Raw genomic sequence first — 18,195 nt, forward strand, 5'->3', positions numbered from 1 at the left:
TTACCCGATAAAATAATAGTATATTTTTATATACTTATCCCTTGAACTAATGACAATTTTATCAACGAATGTTTTAATTATTTTGTTTTTTTCTAGTTGGGTTAATTCACTTGATTTAAGAAGTTCTATATTATTTTTAAATTTTATTCTATTAAAACTTGATTTGATTTTATTATTAATTTTGTTTAACTCTTCTAGAGTTTGTTCTTCTTCAGTTCTTATTAATGATTTTTTCTTTTTATATTCTTCTAAGGTATCAATTTCAGCCAAATATGCATCATTAGCTAATACATATTTTCTCTGGACAGTTTTTAATTTTAAGTTAAGAACATTTTGATCTTCAGGGTTATATTTGTCATCAATTCTTTTTGCATTTATGGTATTATTATTTAAATCATTTTCCATTGTTTCAATTACCATTTTTCCTAATTTATTAAGACTTATATTGTTTGGTGTTTTGCAAATACCATTTTTTCTATTACAGCAATAATATGATACATATTTATTTTTAATTATCGTTGATGTCATACTACCATGACAATGTTTACATCTTAGTAATCCACTTAACCAATATTTTCTAGCTTGCTTTTTTGGTGAACTTGACATTAATTTACTTAAATAAATTTTTTCTTGAGCTTTATGCCATAATTCTTTAGAAATTATAGGTTCGTGAGAGTTTTCTATTATAATCCAATCTTTATTATCATTAGCGATACTTTGAGAGCCTTGACGGTAATTATATCTATGAGCACCATAATAACAAGGGTTTTGAATAACATATTTTAATCCCCTTGTTGTAAACATGGTATTGTTTTTTGTTCTAATATTTTTATTATTAAGATATCTGCTAATTTCTAATACTGAATAATCTTTTTTTACGAATAGCTCAAATATCTCTTTTACAATAGCAGAATAATAATCATCTATTTGTAATATCTTGTTTGTAAGTTTATAGCCTAAAGGAAGAGTACCAGAATGTTCACCTCTATTAGCTTTTTCAAACATTCCCTTTTTAACTTCATCAGCTAAGTTAAGGCTGTAGTATTCAGCCATAGCTTCTAACATAGCTTCTAAAATTATAGAGAATTTATCGTCTTCTAATTGTTCAGTTATACTTATAACTTTTATATCGCAGTCTTTTCTAAGAAGTGATTTATAGACAACGGAATCTTCCCTATTACGTGCAAATCTATCAAATCTATGGACTAATATTACATCAAATGGTTTGGGTTTAGTTTTTGCAATACTAATCATATGCATGAATGCAGGTCGTATTTCAGCTTTTCTACCTGAAATACCTTCGTCAGAAAAAATATAATTATAGTCAATAATATAATCATTTTTTTTTGCATATTCTATCAATTGTTTTTTTTGTGCATCTGGGCTGTATTCAGTTTGATCGTCAGTAGAGACGCGTATATATAATGCAGCTCTTTCCATAAGATAAACCCCTTTTAATATATTTTTCAAGGATTGTCAAATTAAGCCAGTCTCAGATTTTATAATTTTTTAATTAATATTATGTATTTTCTACTAAAACTAAATCTATACTTTGTGTTTCTCTATCACTTATTATAGCATATAAATCATTTATTTTATAACTGAGTTTCTTAATTATGAGATTTATTTTCACGAATTTTTCAAAACTAGGTTTTCTGTATCCGTTTAATAAAGCACCCTATTATATAGTATTGAAAATGAAACTTGGCAATACGAACAAGCATTCTCCATATACATATAATAGAGGTGATATTCAATGAATACATACAAATTGTCAAATGGTTGGACTGCTGAAAGTGTAATGCTTGATTTGCGTACAGGTAAAGAAATAGAGATAACAAATGAAATAAAAACAGAAATAACAAAAAAAATGTTAAATGCGATTGGATATGAATTAATAGAGAAAATAAGGCAAATAAATGAATAGTTAAATTTCAAGTATTTTTATCACCCTCTATTATTATAATTTTAAGGATTATGAAAGTAAGATAAGAACAAAAGCTTGGTTTAGTCAATTAAGCGTGTAATCTTTTTACAATAATACTACATATTCCACTCAATATAAGACAAATGACCATTACATATGTATAATATTGCATTAAATCATATTTCATATAATTAATAATTGAATGGCAAGTGTATATTGCAAAATTTAATGGTAGACCATATGAGAATAACGTAAAAAATAGGTAATCAACTAAAGTTTCGTATATTCTAGATTGAGTAAATTTTCTTTATTAAAAGGTTAATAGAAACAACGAGTTATCGCCTGTTGAAGTATTTAAAATTTTTGGTTATTGTAGTAATACTGCAGGATTAGAACCAGACTTAATGGAAATGCAAAAAACACTTAACTTAATTTAGGAAGAAATAAAAGAAATGAAAGACTTAGTTATTACTCGAAGAATGATGTTGAGGGATGAGTCAAGAAGTATATTATCTAAAAAGCGGAAACAATTACTAACCGTTGGAGTATTATTTGCAGTATTAAATAAAGGAATAAGGAAGTAAAGGATAAGCTTCGAGAACTAGATAGAAGCTTTAGGAGAGAATAAGAGCTATTTTCGTAATTGAATTTAGGTCTTTTTTATTGCTTATTATTAAAGTATCTGTTAATATATAAAATATCATCGGGAAAACCCTGCTTTAATGAAGAAAGGACATGTTAATAACTATTCTAAATAATATGTATGCTCAAACAATTGTTGCCACAATCATTGCAATATTTATGACAATGATTATATCAAATATATTCAAATTAGTTGGAACAATAAAATTTTTTTTATCGTTTATAATTTTTTTTTTGTGGCATTAGCGATTGTCAGTAATATTGTAGTTAGGCACAGATACTACTTTTTAATTAAAAAACAAAAGATGTAAAGTAGTATTTAATGTTATAATAACGTAATTGTATAATATTATGCACCTTATTTCTCCAAATTGTTACTTTACAAATACATTTATTCAATCATATATTTGTTTTTCTGCAATGGAGTGGGTAAGGTATAAATTAATTTGAGGTGTAAAATGAAACAAGATAGTTCAACAGAATGCTGGAATCAAGTTGCTATGGATACTTGGGTTGAAAAAGCTCAAAAAAATGATTTTCGACTATATTACATAATGCCATATACTTTGCAAAAAATAGGAGATGTTCAAGGAAAAAAATTCTTGATTTGGGTTGTGGTGAAGGTGGATATTCTAGAGCTTTATTGAAACAAGGAGCTATTGTTACTGCTGTAGATTGTTCTGAAACTTTTACAACTTACGTTACAAATAAGGCTAGAGAAGAAAGCTTGGATATTAGGGCATTATGTAGAAATGCTAATGAATTAACAGGAATCATTGATAACACTTTTGATGTTGTGCTTTGCTCGATGATGTTAATGGATGTAGAAGACCTTGATGGGACATTAAAAGAGATATATCGAGTTATAAAACCTAATGGGAGGGTTTTTATATCTATATTACATCCATGTTTTAAGCCAAAAGATAGTAAATGGATATTGGATGATGATAAAATAAAGGTGTTAGTTAGCGATTATTTTAACCCAACAGAATGGGTTGGAGAGATTAAAGGTATTGATACCTCGGTAATATATAGGCATAGAACCTTATCAGAGTATATCAAAGCTTTCGTAAGGAACAAGTTTACAGTAGTTGATTTGAACGAGCCAATTCCATCAGAAGAACAGATGGATATGTCATCAAGAATTAAATGGTTATCGAAAGTACCAATGTATATGTTTGTGGAATTAGAAAAATAATTTCTAATTTATCAGAAATGTTATAGGATTAAGTTATCCCTTCTAAAGTGCTGAGACGTCGGAAGTAAGAATAAGAAAGGTTATCATAATAATATAGTGTCTATAGTATATACTAATGTCAATTTAGTATGATATCATATAATGATTGATATGAAAAGATAAAGGAGAGATTAATTATAAAAACTAATATAGGAAAGATAATTATTGCTTTTGCTATAATTTCTATAATTATAGGTATTACGCATATCGTTTTAGGTCAAACAGAGTATAATTCTATTATAGTAGGATTTGAAAATGGGTATAAGTATTTTATTAGTAGCTGCATATTGCTAGGGTTGAATAAATTAATAGATCTGGTATTTGATATAAAAGAAAGAATCTAGCAAATAAATATTAAAGTATGGAGGGGAGATATTAGATGAAAAAGTTATATTTTGGAACGCTATTATATTTAAGTGGTTTTGCAGGTCATTTGACATTAATAATTATCTCAACATTTAAAGGCAATTGTACATATAATAACATAGGAGGATATAAGGGCTTCTTATTTTGTTATAACGTTTATTCTGCATATCGTTTATTTTGGGTATTAATAGTGATAGGTTTACTTATTTGTATCCTTGACGTTTTTCTAATTCCATTAAAAATGCAATTTAAAAAGTATAAATAATAACAAAAGTATAGCTTTTTTTCTTGGATGTCTAAGCTATAAGAGGAATATAAAGAAATATTAAATTATATTTATATAAATCATTATAAAATACTTCTCTCTCTATTTTTAGTTTAGGGTAAACAGTAACATGCTCCTGCATGTTTCAACCTGTATTGAATAAAGTAAATTGTTTTAAGATATAATGATAAACCGACAGCCATACAACCATCATCTTGATCGAACTCAATAACTTTTGCTAATGCTTGACAACCAATACCTTGACGTAATTCATTATTTCTATCTGGTCCTTCAACAAATCCTAGATAATTTATACAAGGAATACACTCTTTACATTCTCCATAATATGAAACACCATATGGAGTATATAAATCAATTGTTATTGATGGTGGATTAGTATCATCATCACAGTGTGGAGAATCCTTATCTGGGAGATACAGTGCTTGGAAGCATTCTTCAGCCAAAACTCTACAATGGCGATCTAATAATTTTGCAGCAAATCTAACTTTTAATTTTGATAAAGTTACTCTAACACAGTTAGGTCTTTTTGGTATAGTTTCTACACATGAACCATCAATTTCTCCAATACTAAAATCAATATCTATTACCTTTAATTCAATCTTTTTAGTACATGGATTTTCTTCAAGTAAACATTCTGGTACTTTTATCTCTCTACAAAGATTAATACCACATTCATCAAAAACTACAGGCGCAACACATGTTAATAACTTAGGTTCACCTAATGGTGGACATACACATGCATCATTTGCTGGATCAACTGGCCTTTCTGGGTCACATACTGGGCAATTTCCTTCTGCAGGTCGACGCATAAATTTTCCATCACCTTTATGGAAACATATTTTGCAATCAGACACTTTATTTCCTCCTCTAAAAATTAATTTCAATATATTTTATGAATAAATGCAGATTAGTGTTACAAGGTATAAGCTTATAATTACATTTTGTCTAATTATTATATAGGATTCATGACTTTAAAATATGGATGCAGTAGTTTATAAGTTTGTATCTTTAATTACGATATAAGTTATTATGGTTGTGAAAAAAATATTAATTTGATATTATATATTCAAGTTGGTTTTTATAATACAAACTGCAATATCAAAAGAATACAATTTCAATATTAGAAAAATTGAAAGTGATGAAAAAGTAAAGATGATGAGGGAGAGTTAAATTATGGGTGAATTATTTACTACAGTATTAATGGATCTATTATTGATTGGAATTATATTTAGTATTTTTGTTGCCATAAGAAATAAATGGTTTAGAACCAAAGAATATGGAACATTTGAAAAAAGGGATATATTTGTATTACTGTTGATAGCATATATATTGTTTGTTTTTGGACCTGAAGATGCTGATTTTTTTAATAAGGAAATCTTAATAACAAGAAATTATAAGCCATCAGAATTTATATGGATTCCTTTTAGATTTCTAGCACTTAAGCAGGATTTTCTTAAGTTTCAAATTTATATCGGTGGGTCTTCAACATACTATTCTTTATTGACATTTTCTGACTATTGTATTTATTATTGTAGATTAATACTTATTAGTTTGCCCATAGCTTTTTTATTGAACATGACTATTAAGAAAAAGTGGATTGGATTTATTTTCAACATAGGAATATTGATTCTATGTTTTGGATTAACTAATAGTTATTATATAGGTGATGGATTAGTAATGGGTGCGATTGCTTATATGTTAGTTGCTATGATTAATACAATATATAGTAAATTAATTAAGAAAGATATTAGCTGGTTAAAATATCTATCTTTTGGAATATTAGTTACATTGGTTCTTATATTTGTTATGGATTTTTATTTCTACTTTCCAAGCAATGAAAAATTAGTGGAAATAGTACCCTTTGAGAAACAATTCAAAACGTATGATGATTTGATTACTGTTAATTTAGAGAATATAAGTTTATATAAAGGTGGGCGAAATGGGGAGTATCTAGGTTTTCATGGGTATCTGGATTTTGATGAAAAACTATTTGAGAATACACCCTTCAATTTAAAAAATACTATCTTGAATGAAAGGATTAGTGTAAAACATGAATATTCATATAAAGGAAATAAACATGGATTAGGAACTAGCATTAATGAATTCTCTTCCCATCCAAAAGATTCTTTTTTTGATCATGAATTGAAATTCTACGATTATCAATCTAATTACAAACAGGAAAACAATAAACAATTAAGTAAGGATAATGATGAGCCTAATTATTTTGAGTATTATGGAATTTCTTTTGTATCTTTTGGATTAGAAAATTATACGGAATTTAGTGGATTTGAGATTATGGAAGAAGGGTTCAAAAAAGATAAATATTTGTATTATGAAGTAATTTATAAGATAAATAAATTCGAAGACTTCAATATTCAATGGTTTATTAATGCAGAGAGTTTAGATGCTAATTCAAACGATATAAATCATGAATATACAGAACCTGAAATTATAGAGGAGACTGATGAATATATAATTAAGAAGGAAAAATACTATTATTATAAAGTTCATAGAGAAGATATTAATCGTGTAGATATTAATGTTTATTGAGGATATTGGTATTTAGATAAGAAAGATGTTAAATTACTATTTACAATTGATGAAGAAATATTCGATTAAAATGATTTTACATATAGATAATATTAAATATGATGTAGTAAGAGTACAACAAAATCTTATAGCATATATAATATTATATTTTTATGGTAGAATGAAAGATATATAAAAGTAGATCTACTTATGGAGGATTAATATGATAACAATAAAAGAAATGGCAGATATAATTGGAGTTAGTCCTACAACTGTTTCTAATGTAATTCATGGAAGAGTAAAAGAAACTTCAAAAGAAATGATAGAAAAAGTAAATAAAGTTATTGAAGAATATAATTATATACCTAATATGAGTGCTAGGACATTATCACAAAATTCATCTAGAATTATTGGAGTGGTACTTAAATATCAATTAATCAAGGGGAAAAATATAATGCAAGATCCATTCAATAGTGAGATTTTGGGTTCAATAGAGAAAAATATCAGTGAAGCTGGTTATTATATGATGTTTTATTCATCTGGTAAAGCGGATGATGTTTTGCATCTGACAGCTACATGGAATGTAGACGGGTTGATTGTAATTGGAGCTCATGCTAAAGATTGTCAAAAAATTGTAAAACACACTAATAAGCCTGTTATATTTATTGATTGCTATTTTTATAATGACGGTATTGAATATGTTAACATTGGATTGGATGATAAAAAATGTGCATATAAAATGACTCAGTACCTTATTGAAGAGGGACATAAAAACATTGCTTTTCTAGCAGATAATTGTATAGGTGTAGATGAAGAAAGATTTAGAGGATATGCTGAAGGATTACAAGAAAATGGATTATTATTTAAAGAAAGAAATTATATAAACCTAGATTCTGATTTGATTCCTTTAAAAGATAATCTTAAGCAGATATATCGAAGAAGAAAAGAGTTTACAGCACTTTTTTGTGCATCAGATTATTATGCTATGGAAGTAGTTAACTATTTGATGGATAATAAGATTAATGTACCAGATGATATATCAGTTGTTGGATTTGATGATAATATTTTAGGAAGCAATATGAGACCTAGATTAACGACTATCAGACAAAATCCTACGCTTAAAGGTAAAATAGCGGTAAAATGTTTAATGCGTTTAATAAGAAAACAACCATTAAAGAAAAAAAATATAAGACTTTCTGGACAATTAATAATTAGAGATACAGTTAGAAAAATAGAATAAAGAAATATATTATTAAGTGAAATAATAATAAACAGCTTAAGCCTTTTTAGAAGAGGATAACAGGCTGTTTGTTTTTTAGCAATCTTATATGCTTAGTCCTTATTTTGTCAGAAAGTGTGGTATTAATTCATAGCTTTGACATTAAATTAATTATTTTATAATATGTCTGAATATAGTATTCTCTTTATATAATGGGGAAAGAGAATATTAGACTAACTATATAATATGCACAAATTAATTATACAAAACATAATATTAATAAAACTTTTGCGCAAAAGGTGTTGCGAAAGAAGTATAAATATGTTATATTTATATCAACAACTGTTGCGTAAAAGTATGAAAATGGTAATGTTTTTTATATATAGACTATGGTTGTTAAAAATAAAAAGGAGTTGATTATTTTGAAAATAACAAAAAAATGGTTGGCATGTATAGTAGCTTGTATGATGGTATGTACTGCTTTTGTAGGATGTGGAAAATCTGATGATTCTAAAAAAGCATCTGATGTAGATTCTACTACAAAAGGTGACAATAATGCTGTAGTTTCAGAAGATTCCAGCACTGATCTAGAAGGAACACTTGATATTTTTCAATTTAAAGTTGAAATTAATGATGCCCTAAAAGCAGCTACAGAAAAATACATGAAGCTTCATCCAGGTGTTAAGGTTAATTTAGAAACAGTTGGTGGCGGAGACGATTATGGTGCTGCTCTTAGAACTAAAATGCAAAACAGTGATCAACCTGATATCTATAATATAGGTGGACCACAAGATGTGAAGGATTGGAATGACAATTTAGAAGATTTATCTTCAGAAGAATGGATACCAAATGTTGTCAATGGTTTATTGGATGATGTATCAAAAGATAGTAAAGTATTTGGTATGCCTATGGCAATTGAAGGATATGGATTTATCTATAATAAAGGAATATTTGAAGCAGCAGGTATTGATGCTGAAAGTTTAAAAACATTTGATGAAATAGATGCAGCTTTTGGAAAATTAAAAGAAAAAATCGATAATGGTGATTTAAAAGATCAATATCAAGTACTTGAGGCTGTTATAGAATATCCAGCTAAAGAAAAATGGGTAACTGGTATGCATACTTCTAACGTAGCATTTGGTCAAGAATTTGCTAATTGTACAGAAGCATATAATGCAAAAGAATTAGAATTTACATATAGTAATGAGTTAAAAGATTTAGTTGATTTACAAGTGAAATATACAACAAATGCTGATAATCCATCAGGATTGAATGCAGTTGATTATTCAATGCAAGCAGGTGGAGGCCTTGCAATTGAAAGAGTTGCTGTAATTCAACAAGGAAACTGGGTATATCCAGTTATTAAAGAAATCGATGAAAATATCGCTGATAATCTAGGAGTTATTCCAATTCCATTAAAAGGAGTATCTGAAGGAAATACACCTATTGGTGTGCCAATGTATTGGGCAGTAAATAGTCAATCAGATGACAATTCAAAAGCAATCGCAAAAGATTTCTTGAATTGGTTATATCAATCAGATGAAGGTAAAAATATTGTAATCGATGAATTTAACTTCATACCACCATTTACAAATTATGGTGATTTGAAACCAGCAGATCCTGTAGGGGCAGAAATAAGTCAAGCGGCAACTGAAGGTACTATCGCTCCTTGGGTATTCAACGGATGTCCTACAAGTTGGGCTGAAAATGTATTAGGTGCTGAGATTCAAGCATATTTAGCAGGAAACAAAACTTGGGACGAAGTTATTGATACAGCAAAAGAAAGCTGGAAAGATGCTAGAAAATAATAACTAATGAATCATTAAATGAGGAAAATAAATCTAATTGAATTTATTTTCCTCTTAATGAAAGGAGAATCTTATGAAACAATCAAAAGTTGGTTTTTGGCTATTCCTTTTGCCGTCATTACTTGCATTTACAATAGTAGTACTAATACCTGCTATCTGGGGATTAGGATATTCATTAACGGATTGGAATGGTATTTCACATAATGTTCATTTTGTAGGATTTCAAAATTATAAAACAATTTTTTTAGGAGATAAAGATTTTTTACACGCTTTTTTATTTACTACACTATTTTCCTTTTGTGCAGTTATATTCATTAATGTAGTTGGTTTTGCACTTGCACTGCTTGTAACTTCAAAAGTGAAATGTTCAACATTTATGCGTACTGTTTTTTTTATGCCTAATTTAATTGGTGGTATTTTATTAGGTTTCATATGGCAGTTCATTTTCATACAAGGATTTGGAGCAATCAGTAAAATTACTGGTATTCAGGGATTTTCTAATTGGTTATCTGATACTACGACAAGTTTTTGGGGACTTCTGATTTTAATCACTTGGCAATTAAGTGGATATATGATGATAATCTATATCGCATACATTCAAAGTATTTCAAATGATTTAATTGAAGCTGCACAGATTGATGGTGCTAATTATATCCAAAGACTAAGAAAAATAGTCATTCCACTTGTTAGACCTGCTTTTACAATCGGAATGTTCCTATCTTTATCAACTTGTTTCAAATTATATGACCAGAACCTTGCACTGACTAATGGTGGTCCTTATAATAGTACAGAAATGTTGGCACTAAATATATATAATACGGCATTTAAATATAATGATCTAGGATTAGCACAAGCAAAAGCGGTTATTTTTCTAATTGCTGTAGCTACAATCGGTTTGATTCAGTTATATTTCAATAAAAAGAAGGAGGCTGAGATGTGATGGCAAAAAGAAATATTGGACACATATTACTTACTATTTTTGGTTTTATCTTAGTAGCTATATTTGCAGCACCTGTTTTGATTTTATTGATTAACTCATTTAAATCATTGAAAAATATTTACTTGAATGTATTATCAATACCCAATGGAGATACTTTTATTATATCTAATTATCCAGAAGCATTCGAAAGATTGGATTTCCTAAAATCTTTTTCTAATTCCCTTGTTATAACAGTATTATCCACTGCTTTTATACTAATTTTTAGTTCTATGGCTGCATGGGTATTAGTAAGAGCTAAAACCAAAATAAGTAAAGTTATATTTATGATTTTAGCTTGCTCAATGTTGATTCCTTTTCAATGTGTCATGTTGCCTCTAGTAAAATTTATGGATACTTTACATATGATGAATAGACCTGGACTTGTCTTTATGTATATTGGTTTTGGAACTAGTCTCTCAGTCATGTTATTCCATGGATATATAAAACATATACCTCTTGAATTGGAGGAAGCAGCCAAAATAGATGGATGTAATATGTTCCAGACTTTTTTCAGGATAGTATTTCCTATGTTGAAGACTATATTGGTTACAGTTGCGATTTTAAATATAATGTGGATATGGAATGACTTCCTATTACCTTCATTAGTAATAAATAAAACAGGTTGGCAAACACTTCCACTAAAAACATTCTTATTCTTTGGACAATTCTCCAAGAAATGGGACTTGGCTACTGCTGGACTTGTATTATGTATGTTGCCTATCGTCGTTTTTTACATGACATGTCAAAAGCATATCATCAAGGGTGTTACAGATGGAGCTGTTAAAAGTTAACTACAATATAAAAAATATCATATTTACTACAACGTGTACACTATAGTAAGAAAGGGGAGCTATAATTTTGCAAAAAAAATCATGGTATAAAGAATCTGTAGTATATCAAATATATCCTAGGAGTTTTATGGATAGCAATGGTGACGGAATAGGTGATATACGAGGTATTATCAAGAAATTGGATTATTTGAAGAATTTGGGCGTAGACATTATTTGGATTTCGCCAATATATGAATCACCAAATGAAGATAATGGCTATGATATAAGTGATTATCAAAATATATTATCAGAATTCGGAACAATGGAAGACTTTGATAAACTTCTTGAAACAGCTCATGATAAGGGTATGAAAATTATAATGGACCTAGTAGTCAATCATACATCAGATGAGCATCAGTGGTTTGTAGAAAGCAGAAAGTCAAAAGATAATTCCTATAGAGATTATTACATCTGGAAAGACGGCAAAAACGGGAAAGAACCGAATAATTGGGGATCATGGTTTGGAGGTTCAGCTTGGCAGTACGATGAAAACACAGAAATGTATTATTTACATATATTTTCTTCTAAGCAACCGGACTTGAATTGGGATAATAATAAAGTACGAAATGAAGTTTACAAAATGATGAAATGGTGGCTTGATAAAGGAATTGATGGATTCCGAATGGATGTCATCAATCTTATATCAAAAGATCATAAATTTCCAGATGGAAAATCAAATGGTGGACTATATGGAGATCTAGGTCCTTATTGTTTGAATGGAGAACATGTACATGAATATCTAAAAGAAATGAATGAAAATGTTCTTTCAAAATACGATATCATGACTGTAGGAGAGACAGCGGATGTAACTATTGAAGAAGCAAAAAAATATTCAGCTTGCGATAGAAACGAGTTAGATATGGTTTTTCAATTTGAACATATGGCTCTTGATAGTGGTGATTATGGAAAATGGAGTAACAATAGATTTAACCTTATTGACCTAAAGAAAGTTTTAACCAAATGGCAAAAAGAGTTAGAAGAGAAATGTTGGAACACTTTGTTTTGGAGTAATCATGACCAGCCAAGAGCAGTTTCCAGATTTGGGAATGATAAGGATCATAGAGAAATATCAGCCAAAATGTTGGGAACTTGTTTATATATGATGAGAGGAACACCATTCATTTTCCAAGGAGAAGAATTAGGAATGACTAATGCTTACTTTGATACTTTGGATGAATATAGGGATCTTGAGACTTTTAATGCTTATGAAGACTTGACCAAAAAACATGGAATAGATAAAGAACTGATGATGGATTATCTAAAACATATAAGCAGAGATAATGCCAGAACACCAATGCAATGGGATGATAGTACAAATGCTGGATTTACAACTGGAACTCCATGGATTTCTGTAAATAAAAACTATCCAGATATAAATGCAAATAATCAAGTTGATGATCATGGTTCTGTATATAATTATTATAGAAAATTATTCAAGTTGAGACATGAGCATGAAATAATCGTATATGGGGACTACAAGTTATTGGAACCTGATAACAATGAATTATATGTTTATACAAGGAGCTTAAATAAGAATAAACTTCTAGTAATATGTAACTTTACGCAGAAATCACTTACATATGAGGTGCCAGAAGAATTCAGAAAAGTTAATAAAAGGATTTTAATTAGTAATTATCATGATGATTTAGGGGAAGAAATAAGACCATATGAAGCTAAAGTCTATATGGTTGATTAAGATAGTTGGGGAAAAATAAATAAAAGATAATTGTTTATATTTATTATATTGATTTATCATATGACTGATTCTATGCATAATATTTATAAGGTAATTGGAAGGTATAGCTTTATTATTATGATGAAATATTTATTGGGAGGTAGAATCATGGAGAATATGAAAAACAGTAAACATATCTTATCTTGTATCTTTATGATAATAAGTATAGGTTTATTTTTATCTTTATCAATTAATGATGTAGAAGCAAGAGAAAGTGAAACTACTAATAAAGGAACAGGTCCACTCTACTGGATTACATATGAACATCAATATGTTAATGATTGCCCTATGCCAGAAGATAGATGGAAAGCTAATGTTGATTGGATAGCTTCAGACTTTCGAGATTATGGGTATACTATGGTATGTACCGACGGTTGGATAGAACAATCTCAGAAAATAAATGAGAATGGATATGTTATATCTCATAATGATTCGTGGCAAGGTGATTGGACATATTGGGTTGAATACTGTAATAACAAAGGACTTGATATGGGAATATACTATAATCCATTATGGGTGACTCAAGCTGCGTATAATGCTAATTGTGAAATAATAAATACAAATGGACAATATCATATACAAGATATAGTGGGTTCTCATGTATTTGATGGGGGTCAAAATGATGAAGATGGGAATCCAGTATTTTTGTATCAAGTGGATACAGATAAACCTGGTGCAGAAGAGTTTATAAAAGGATATGTTGAATATTTTAAAAATACAGGTGCTAAGTTTTTAAGAGTAGATTTTCTTGGATGGTATGAATCAGGATATACTAAAATAAGGAATGATGAATGGGAATCAGGTTATGGTTCAGAGAGGTATGAAAAGGCTATTAAGTGGATGAATGAAGCATGTGGAGATGACATGACTCTAAGTCTAGTAATGCCCAATCTCTATAATAAAGCTCAAATTGAATTGGCTAATGGTGATATGTTCAGGATAGATGAAGATTGTTTTGAAGGCGGTTGGGATCATATAAGCCATAGACGAAGAGGAATATGGCAGAACGTGTGGTCCCAATGGGCGAATGCATTTGACGGATTTACATATTGGTCAGAAGTTACGGGTAGAGGTCAAGCTATAGCTGATGGGGATTTCCTTAGGTTGAATACTTTTTCTACAGATGAAGAAAAAAAATCTGCCGTATCATTATTCACTATGGCAGGGTCTCCCATATGTATAGCAGATCAGTATGATACAATAGGAAATAACGAACATTTCTATCAGAATACAGAAATGATATTACTCAATCAAATGGGATTAGTTGGAAAACCCATTGATTATGATAGTGAAAGATGGGCTGGACAATTGCCAGATGGTAGTTGGGTAGTGGGATTATTTAATAGAAATGAAAATGAGGATATTAGAATTATTGATTTTCATGAAGATCTAGGAATAAATGGAAATGCTGATGTAAGGGATCTATGGTTGCATGAAGATTTGGGAAGTATGACTGACTATAGTGCGAATTTAGATTCACATGATTGTGTAATACTTAAAATAGTACCAAGTGGAAAAAAATATGAGGCTGAAGTTGCATCGATGATTGGTGCAAAAAAAGACAACGACCATAACAATTATTCAGGGTATGGATTTGTGGACAATATGGAAAGTGTTGGTTCTAAAATCAGATTTTGTATAAATACTGATAATGCAGGAACCGAAAACTTGAATATCAGATATTCCAACGGTTGGGAAGACACTAGAACTGTAAGTCTATATGTTAATGGTGAAGATGTAACACAACTTCAATTACTAGCACTTGAAGATTGGGATACTTGGAATAATTATGAAGAAACGATAACACTTGATGAAGGTAATAATTTTATAGATATCCAATATGATTCTGATGATACAGGATATGTTAATATCGATTATATTGAATTAGGAACAACTGGACCAGACCCATTATCCACTCCAGAAAAATATCAAGGTGAAGAAGCGAATCTTTCTGGAGGGGCATCAATAAATGATAATCACTTTTTTTATTCAAGTACAGGATTTGTTGATAAGATTGAGTCAGTTGGATCAAAGGTATCATTTGATGTAACTGTTCCTGAGGATGGATATTATAATGTTCTGTTAAGATATGCAAACGGTAATTCTTATGATAGTTCTCTAAGTATATATAGGAATAATACTAAAATAAAACAAACTGTACTTCCAAGTTTAATTGGTTGGGATGTATGGAATAACAAGACAGAAGTTATATATTTAGATTCTGGTAGTAACAATATCACTTATAAATATGATAGTGGAGACGGTGGTAGAGTAAATATCGATTATATAAGTATAGAAGCGAATGATAATACTATGCCTATTGAGTTAAACAATCCTGGTTTTGAAACAGGGAATATTGATGGCTGGACTGAGTGGCATCCATCAGATCAAGTAGCTGCATATGGTGTTGATCAGAATGATGTACATGAAGGAAACTATAAACTATATTTCTGGAGCGAATCAGCTTATAAGCAGAGTGTACATCAGATAAAAACAGGTCTTGATAACGGAACATATACATTGAAAGCATGGGTAAAAGCAACTGCATATGATCAACAACCTAGTATTTGTAGGTTAGAAGCTGTTAATTATGGAGGTTCAGACAAGTTTGTGAATATGACAGTAGATGGCATATGGAGACAATATCAATGTACAGTAGATATAACGAATGGTCAGATTGATATGGGCTTTTATTGTGATTCGTTTGGTAGAACGTCTATGCAGATAGATAAAATCGAATTATGGAAGAATTAATTTAAAATATATGTTGAAGTAGCATAAAGAACAAAAGAATTATGTATATATGATAAATCAATAAAATAGAGCCCATTCGGAGGCTCTATTTTATTAGCTAATTTTTCAAACCATTATTTATACAAGTTTCTGATGATGCTTTTTTTCTAATCATCACAATATTACATATGAATTGTTCTATAAAAGTATATAGACCTGAGATAATCCAATACAGACCAATTATAACAGGTGCTTGTGAAATAAATAATGAATTTATTAATATTGTAGTAATAATCATTATTTTATTGGGCTTGACTATTTCTAAATCCTTAAATATATTAAGATAGTACATTATATTAGGTAACAAGTGAACTATTATTGATATTATTGGAATGATATAATAAGTATCAGGTGCCTTAATATTATTTATCCAAGGTAATAGTATCGTTGAAGTAATTTCAATAGGAATACATGAAATAGCTCTATATAGGGATATCATGATAGGTAGTTGAACAAATGTCAATAGGCAGCCTAGCATGCTTCCAGAATATTTACTGGATATTTTACTAATTTCTTGTTCCATTTTTTTCTTGTCGTCACTATATTTTTTCTTAATAGTTTCTAATTCTTTAGAAAATTTTTGTTGGAGCTGTAATCCCTTTTTCTGTTTTATGGTTAATGGTAGCAATAATATTTTGATTATAAGTGTTATCAATACTATAGTGATACCCCAGTCATTTACAACAAAATACAATTGATTCAATATGTTGGTTAAAAGTTCTATTATACTATTCAAATAAATTCCTCCTAGTAAAAAAATTAATAGATGATTTAGTTGAATATCACTTTTGTTTTCTCATAGAAAATCCATATTCTATATTTATGATATGATTCGATATCTTCTAGATAAAGAGAAGTCTTATAGTCTAGATAATGTGTCAAACGAATATTATCATAGAGTAATATATAATTAAATAATTTTATACTGTTTTCAGTATCAATTTGAAAATATATAAAATACAATATTAACGCAATTAATATAATCTGTATTAGCATAGAAAAGTCAATATTCATTATTTCACTCCTATTATAAAAAATATATGTTATAATGATACATGTATTTGTTGAATACTTCAAGTTATTTAGAAATTATTAATAATGTAATAAGCAAGCTTTTATATCTAGGAGGTTGGTACAATGAAATTAAAAGGAATAAAAGCTATACTATTTGATTCTGGAAGAGTACTTAATTACCCCAGTTCTGGTAATTGGTTTATAACTCCAAATTTTTTTGAACATGTAGATAAAAATATTTTTGAGCGAATAGAAGATATGGATAAATATAATGCATTTAGAAAAGCTTTAAGTTACATAGACAAAAATAAATTGATTAAAACTAGAGAAGAAGAGTATTATCATTTCGTCAAGTTTTATGGAATTTTGTCCGGAGAACTTCCAATATTAAATTTATCAGATGAAAAGATAGAATTAATAGCAAAAGATTTAGTGTATAACAATAATAAATATACTTTTTATGAGGATGCTTTGGAAATTATTCCAAAACTCTATAACCGATATCAATTAGGTATAGTTTCAGATGCATGGCCTTCATTATTAAATGTATATGAAGAGGCATCACTTATTGACTATTTCAGAACTTTTATAATATCATCAATACATGGAATTCTTAAGCCAGATAGCAAAATGTTTACTTTGGCACTTGAAGAATTGAATATTCTTCCATCAGAAGCTATTTTTATTGATGATAATTATAAAAATTGTGAGGGAGCAAAAAAAGTAGGAATAAAACCTATTTTATTAAATAGAGAAAAAGATAATATTGAGCAGACTAAATATACTGAGATAAATTCATTAATTGAATTATTACACATTTTATAAAGGAG

The 18,195-nt window shown here is 28.9% G+C and carries 16 protein-coding genes; 12 read left to right on the forward strand and 4 right to left on the reverse strand.

The genetic code is table 11. From position 1 onward, the window contains the following. Positions 1-1,440 (reverse strand): recombinase family protein, encoded by a 1,440-nt coding sequence (locus tag QMG30_RS09650; RefSeq protein WP_281814924.1) that lies wholly within the window; start codon positions 1,438-1,440, stop codon positions 1-3. A gap of 316 nt (positions 1,441-1,756) precedes the next feature. On the opposite strand from QMG30_RS09650, the gene QMG30_RS09655 reads away from it, so the two are divergent. The 4 genes from QMG30_RS09655 to QMG30_RS09670 all read left to right on the forward strand — a co-directional run bounded on the left by QMG30_RS09655 (position 1,757) and on the right by QMG30_RS09670 (position 3,767). Continuing rightward, positions 1,757-1,927, forward strand: coding sequence for a hypothetical protein (locus QMG30_RS09655; protein ID WP_281814925.1), 171 nt, complete (start codon positions 1,757-1,759; stop codon positions 1,925-1,927). Positions 1,928-2,379: 452 nt separating this feature from the next. After that, the gene (locus QMG30_RS09660) at positions 2,380-2,511 is read left to right on the forward strand and encodes a hypothetical protein (RefSeq protein ID WP_281814926.1); all 132 of its coding nucleotides are present in this window, start codon (positions 2,380-2,382) and stop codon (positions 2,509-2,511) included. 516 nt (positions 2,512-3,027) lie between these two features. Further along, positions 3,028-3,216 carry a hypothetical protein gene (locus tag QMG30_RS09665; protein ID WP_281814927.1) on the forward strand — a complete coding sequence of 63 codons (189 nt, stop codon included), beginning with the start codon at positions 3,028-3,030 and terminating at the stop codon, positions 3,214-3,216. Then, a complete protein-coding gene (locus tag QMG30_RS09670; RefSeq protein ID WP_281814929.1) occupies positions 3,177-3,767 on the forward strand; it encodes a class I SAM-dependent methyltransferase in 591 nt (196 codons plus the stop codon). The genes QMG30_RS09665 and QMG30_RS09670 overlap by 40 nt, the downstream gene beginning before the upstream one ends. A 783-nt stretch (positions 3,768-4,550) precedes the next feature. Here the strand turns inward: QMG30_RS09670 and QMG30_RS09675 are convergent. Continuing rightward, entirely contained in the window at positions 4,551-5,312 is a 762-nt protein-coding gene (locus tag QMG30_RS09675) for a hypothetical protein (RefSeq protein WP_281814930.1), read from the reverse strand. A 319-nt stretch (positions 5,313-5,631) separates the two neighbouring features. On the opposite strand from QMG30_RS09675, the gene QMG30_RS09680 reads away from it, so the two are divergent. The 7 genes from QMG30_RS09680 to QMG30_RS09710 all read left to right on the forward strand — a co-directional run bounded on the left by QMG30_RS09680 (position 5,632) and on the right by QMG30_RS09710 (position 16,312). Then, positions 5,632-7,008 carry a hypothetical protein gene (locus QMG30_RS09680; RefSeq protein ID WP_281814932.1) on the forward strand — a complete coding sequence of 459 codons (1,377 nt, stop codon included), beginning with the start codon at positions 5,632-5,634 and terminating at the stop codon, positions 7,006-7,008. Between the two features lie 202 nt (positions 7,009-7,210). Then, on the forward strand, positions 7,211-8,227 hold the full coding sequence (locus tag QMG30_RS09685) for a LacI family DNA-binding transcriptional regulator (RefSeq protein ID WP_281814933.1): 1,017 nt from the start codon (positions 7,211-7,213) through the stop codon (positions 8,225-8,227). 401 nt (positions 8,228-8,628) lie between these two features. Then, positions 8,629-10,014 carry an ABC transporter substrate-binding protein gene (locus QMG30_RS09690; protein ID WP_281814934.1) on the forward strand — a complete coding sequence of 462 codons (1,386 nt, stop codon included), beginning with the start codon at positions 8,629-8,631 and terminating at the stop codon, positions 10,012-10,014. 73 nt (positions 10,015-10,087) lie between these two features. Further along, complete coding sequence (locus tag QMG30_RS09695) at positions 10,088-10,954, forward strand: carbohydrate ABC transporter permease (protein ID WP_281814935.1); 867 nt, start codon at positions 10,088-10,090, stop codon at positions 10,952-10,954. Beyond that, positions 10,954-11,784, forward strand: coding sequence for a carbohydrate ABC transporter permease (locus tag QMG30_RS09700; protein WP_281814936.1), 831 nt, complete (start codon positions 10,954-10,956; stop codon positions 11,782-11,784). The genes QMG30_RS09695 and QMG30_RS09700 overlap by 1 nt, the downstream gene beginning before the upstream one ends. Before the next feature lie 67 nt (positions 11,785-11,851). Further along, entirely contained in the window at positions 11,852-13,519 is a 1,668-nt protein-coding gene (locus tag QMG30_RS09705; protein WP_330680712.1) for a glycoside hydrolase family 13 protein, read from the forward strand. Between the two features lie 147 nt (positions 13,520-13,666). Beyond that, positions 13,667-16,312 carry a CBM35 domain-containing protein gene (locus QMG30_RS09710; protein ID WP_281814937.1) on the forward strand — a complete coding sequence of 882 codons (2,646 nt, stop codon included), beginning with the start codon at positions 13,667-13,669 and terminating at the stop codon, positions 16,310-16,312. 97 nt (positions 16,313-16,409) lie between these two features. Here QMG30_RS09710 and yidC read toward each other — a convergent pair whose 3' ends face one another. After that, positions 16,410-17,087: a membrane protein insertase YidC gene (gene yidC / locus QMG30_RS09715; RefSeq protein ID WP_281814939.1), complete on the reverse strand. Its 678-nt coding sequence runs from the start codon at positions 17,085-17,087 to the stop codon at positions 16,410-16,412. 35 nt (positions 17,088-17,122) lie between these two features. Beyond that, on the reverse strand, positions 17,123-17,365 hold the full coding sequence (locus tag QMG30_RS09720; protein WP_281814941.1) for a hypothetical protein: 243 nt from the start codon (positions 17,363-17,365) through the stop codon (positions 17,123-17,125). 123 nt (positions 17,366-17,488) lie between these two features. Between QMG30_RS09720 and QMG30_RS09725 the strand changes: the two genes are divergently transcribed. Then, positions 17,489-18,190, forward strand: a complete 702-nt coding sequence (locus tag QMG30_RS09725; RefSeq protein WP_281814942.1) for an HAD family hydrolase — start codon at positions 17,489-17,491, stop codon at positions 18,188-18,190. Positions 18,191-18,195 lie beyond the last annotated feature (5 nt).

Source organism: Vallitalea longa (assembly GCF_027923465.1).
Taxonomy (GTDB): domain Bacteria; phylum Bacillota; class Clostridia; order Lachnospirales; family Vallitaleaceae; genus Vallitalea; species Vallitalea longa.

Excerpts from the sequence above, each read along its gene's own strand:
- QMG30_RS09700 (WP_281814936.1), top strand. The coding sequence starts at position 10,954 with ATGGCAAAAAGAAATATTGGACACATATTACTTACTATTTTTGGTTTT.
- QMG30_RS09710 (WP_281814937.1), top strand. The coding sequence starts at position 13,667 with ATGGAGAATATGAAAAACAGTAAACATATCTTATCTTGTATCTTTATG.
- QMG30_RS09695 (WP_281814935.1), top strand. The coding sequence starts at position 10,088 with ATGAAACAATCAAAAGTTGGTTTTTGGCTATTCCTTTTGCCGTCATTA.
- QMG30_RS09685 (WP_281814933.1), top strand. The coding sequence starts at position 7,211 with ATGATAACAATAAAAGAAATGGCAGATATAATTGGAGTTAGTCCTACA.
- QMG30_RS09650 (WP_281814924.1), bottom strand. The coding sequence starts at position 1,440 with ATGGAAAGAGCTGCATTATATATACGCGTCTCTACTGACGATCAAACT.
- QMG30_RS09680 (WP_281814932.1), top strand. The coding sequence starts at position 5,632 with ATGGGTGAATTATTTACTACAGTATTAATGGATCTATTATTGATTGGA.
- QMG30_RS09660 (WP_281814926.1), top strand. The coding sequence starts at position 2,380 with ATGAAAGACTTAGTTATTACTCGAAGAATGATGTTGAGGGATGAGTCA.
- QMG30_RS09725 (WP_281814942.1), top strand. The coding sequence starts at position 17,489 with ATGAAATTAAAAGGAATAAAAGCTATACTATTTGATTCTGGAAGAGTA.
- QMG30_RS09655 (WP_281814925.1), top strand. The coding sequence starts at position 1,757 with ATGAATACATACAAATTGTCAAATGGTTGGACTGCTGAAAGTGTAATG.
- QMG30_RS09665 (WP_281814927.1), top strand. The coding sequence starts at position 3,028 with ATGAAACAAGATAGTTCAACAGAATGCTGGAATCAAGTTGCTATGGAT.
- QMG30_RS09720 (WP_281814941.1), bottom strand. The coding sequence starts at position 17,365 with ATGAATATTGACTTTTCTATGCTAATACAGATTATATTAATTGCGTTA.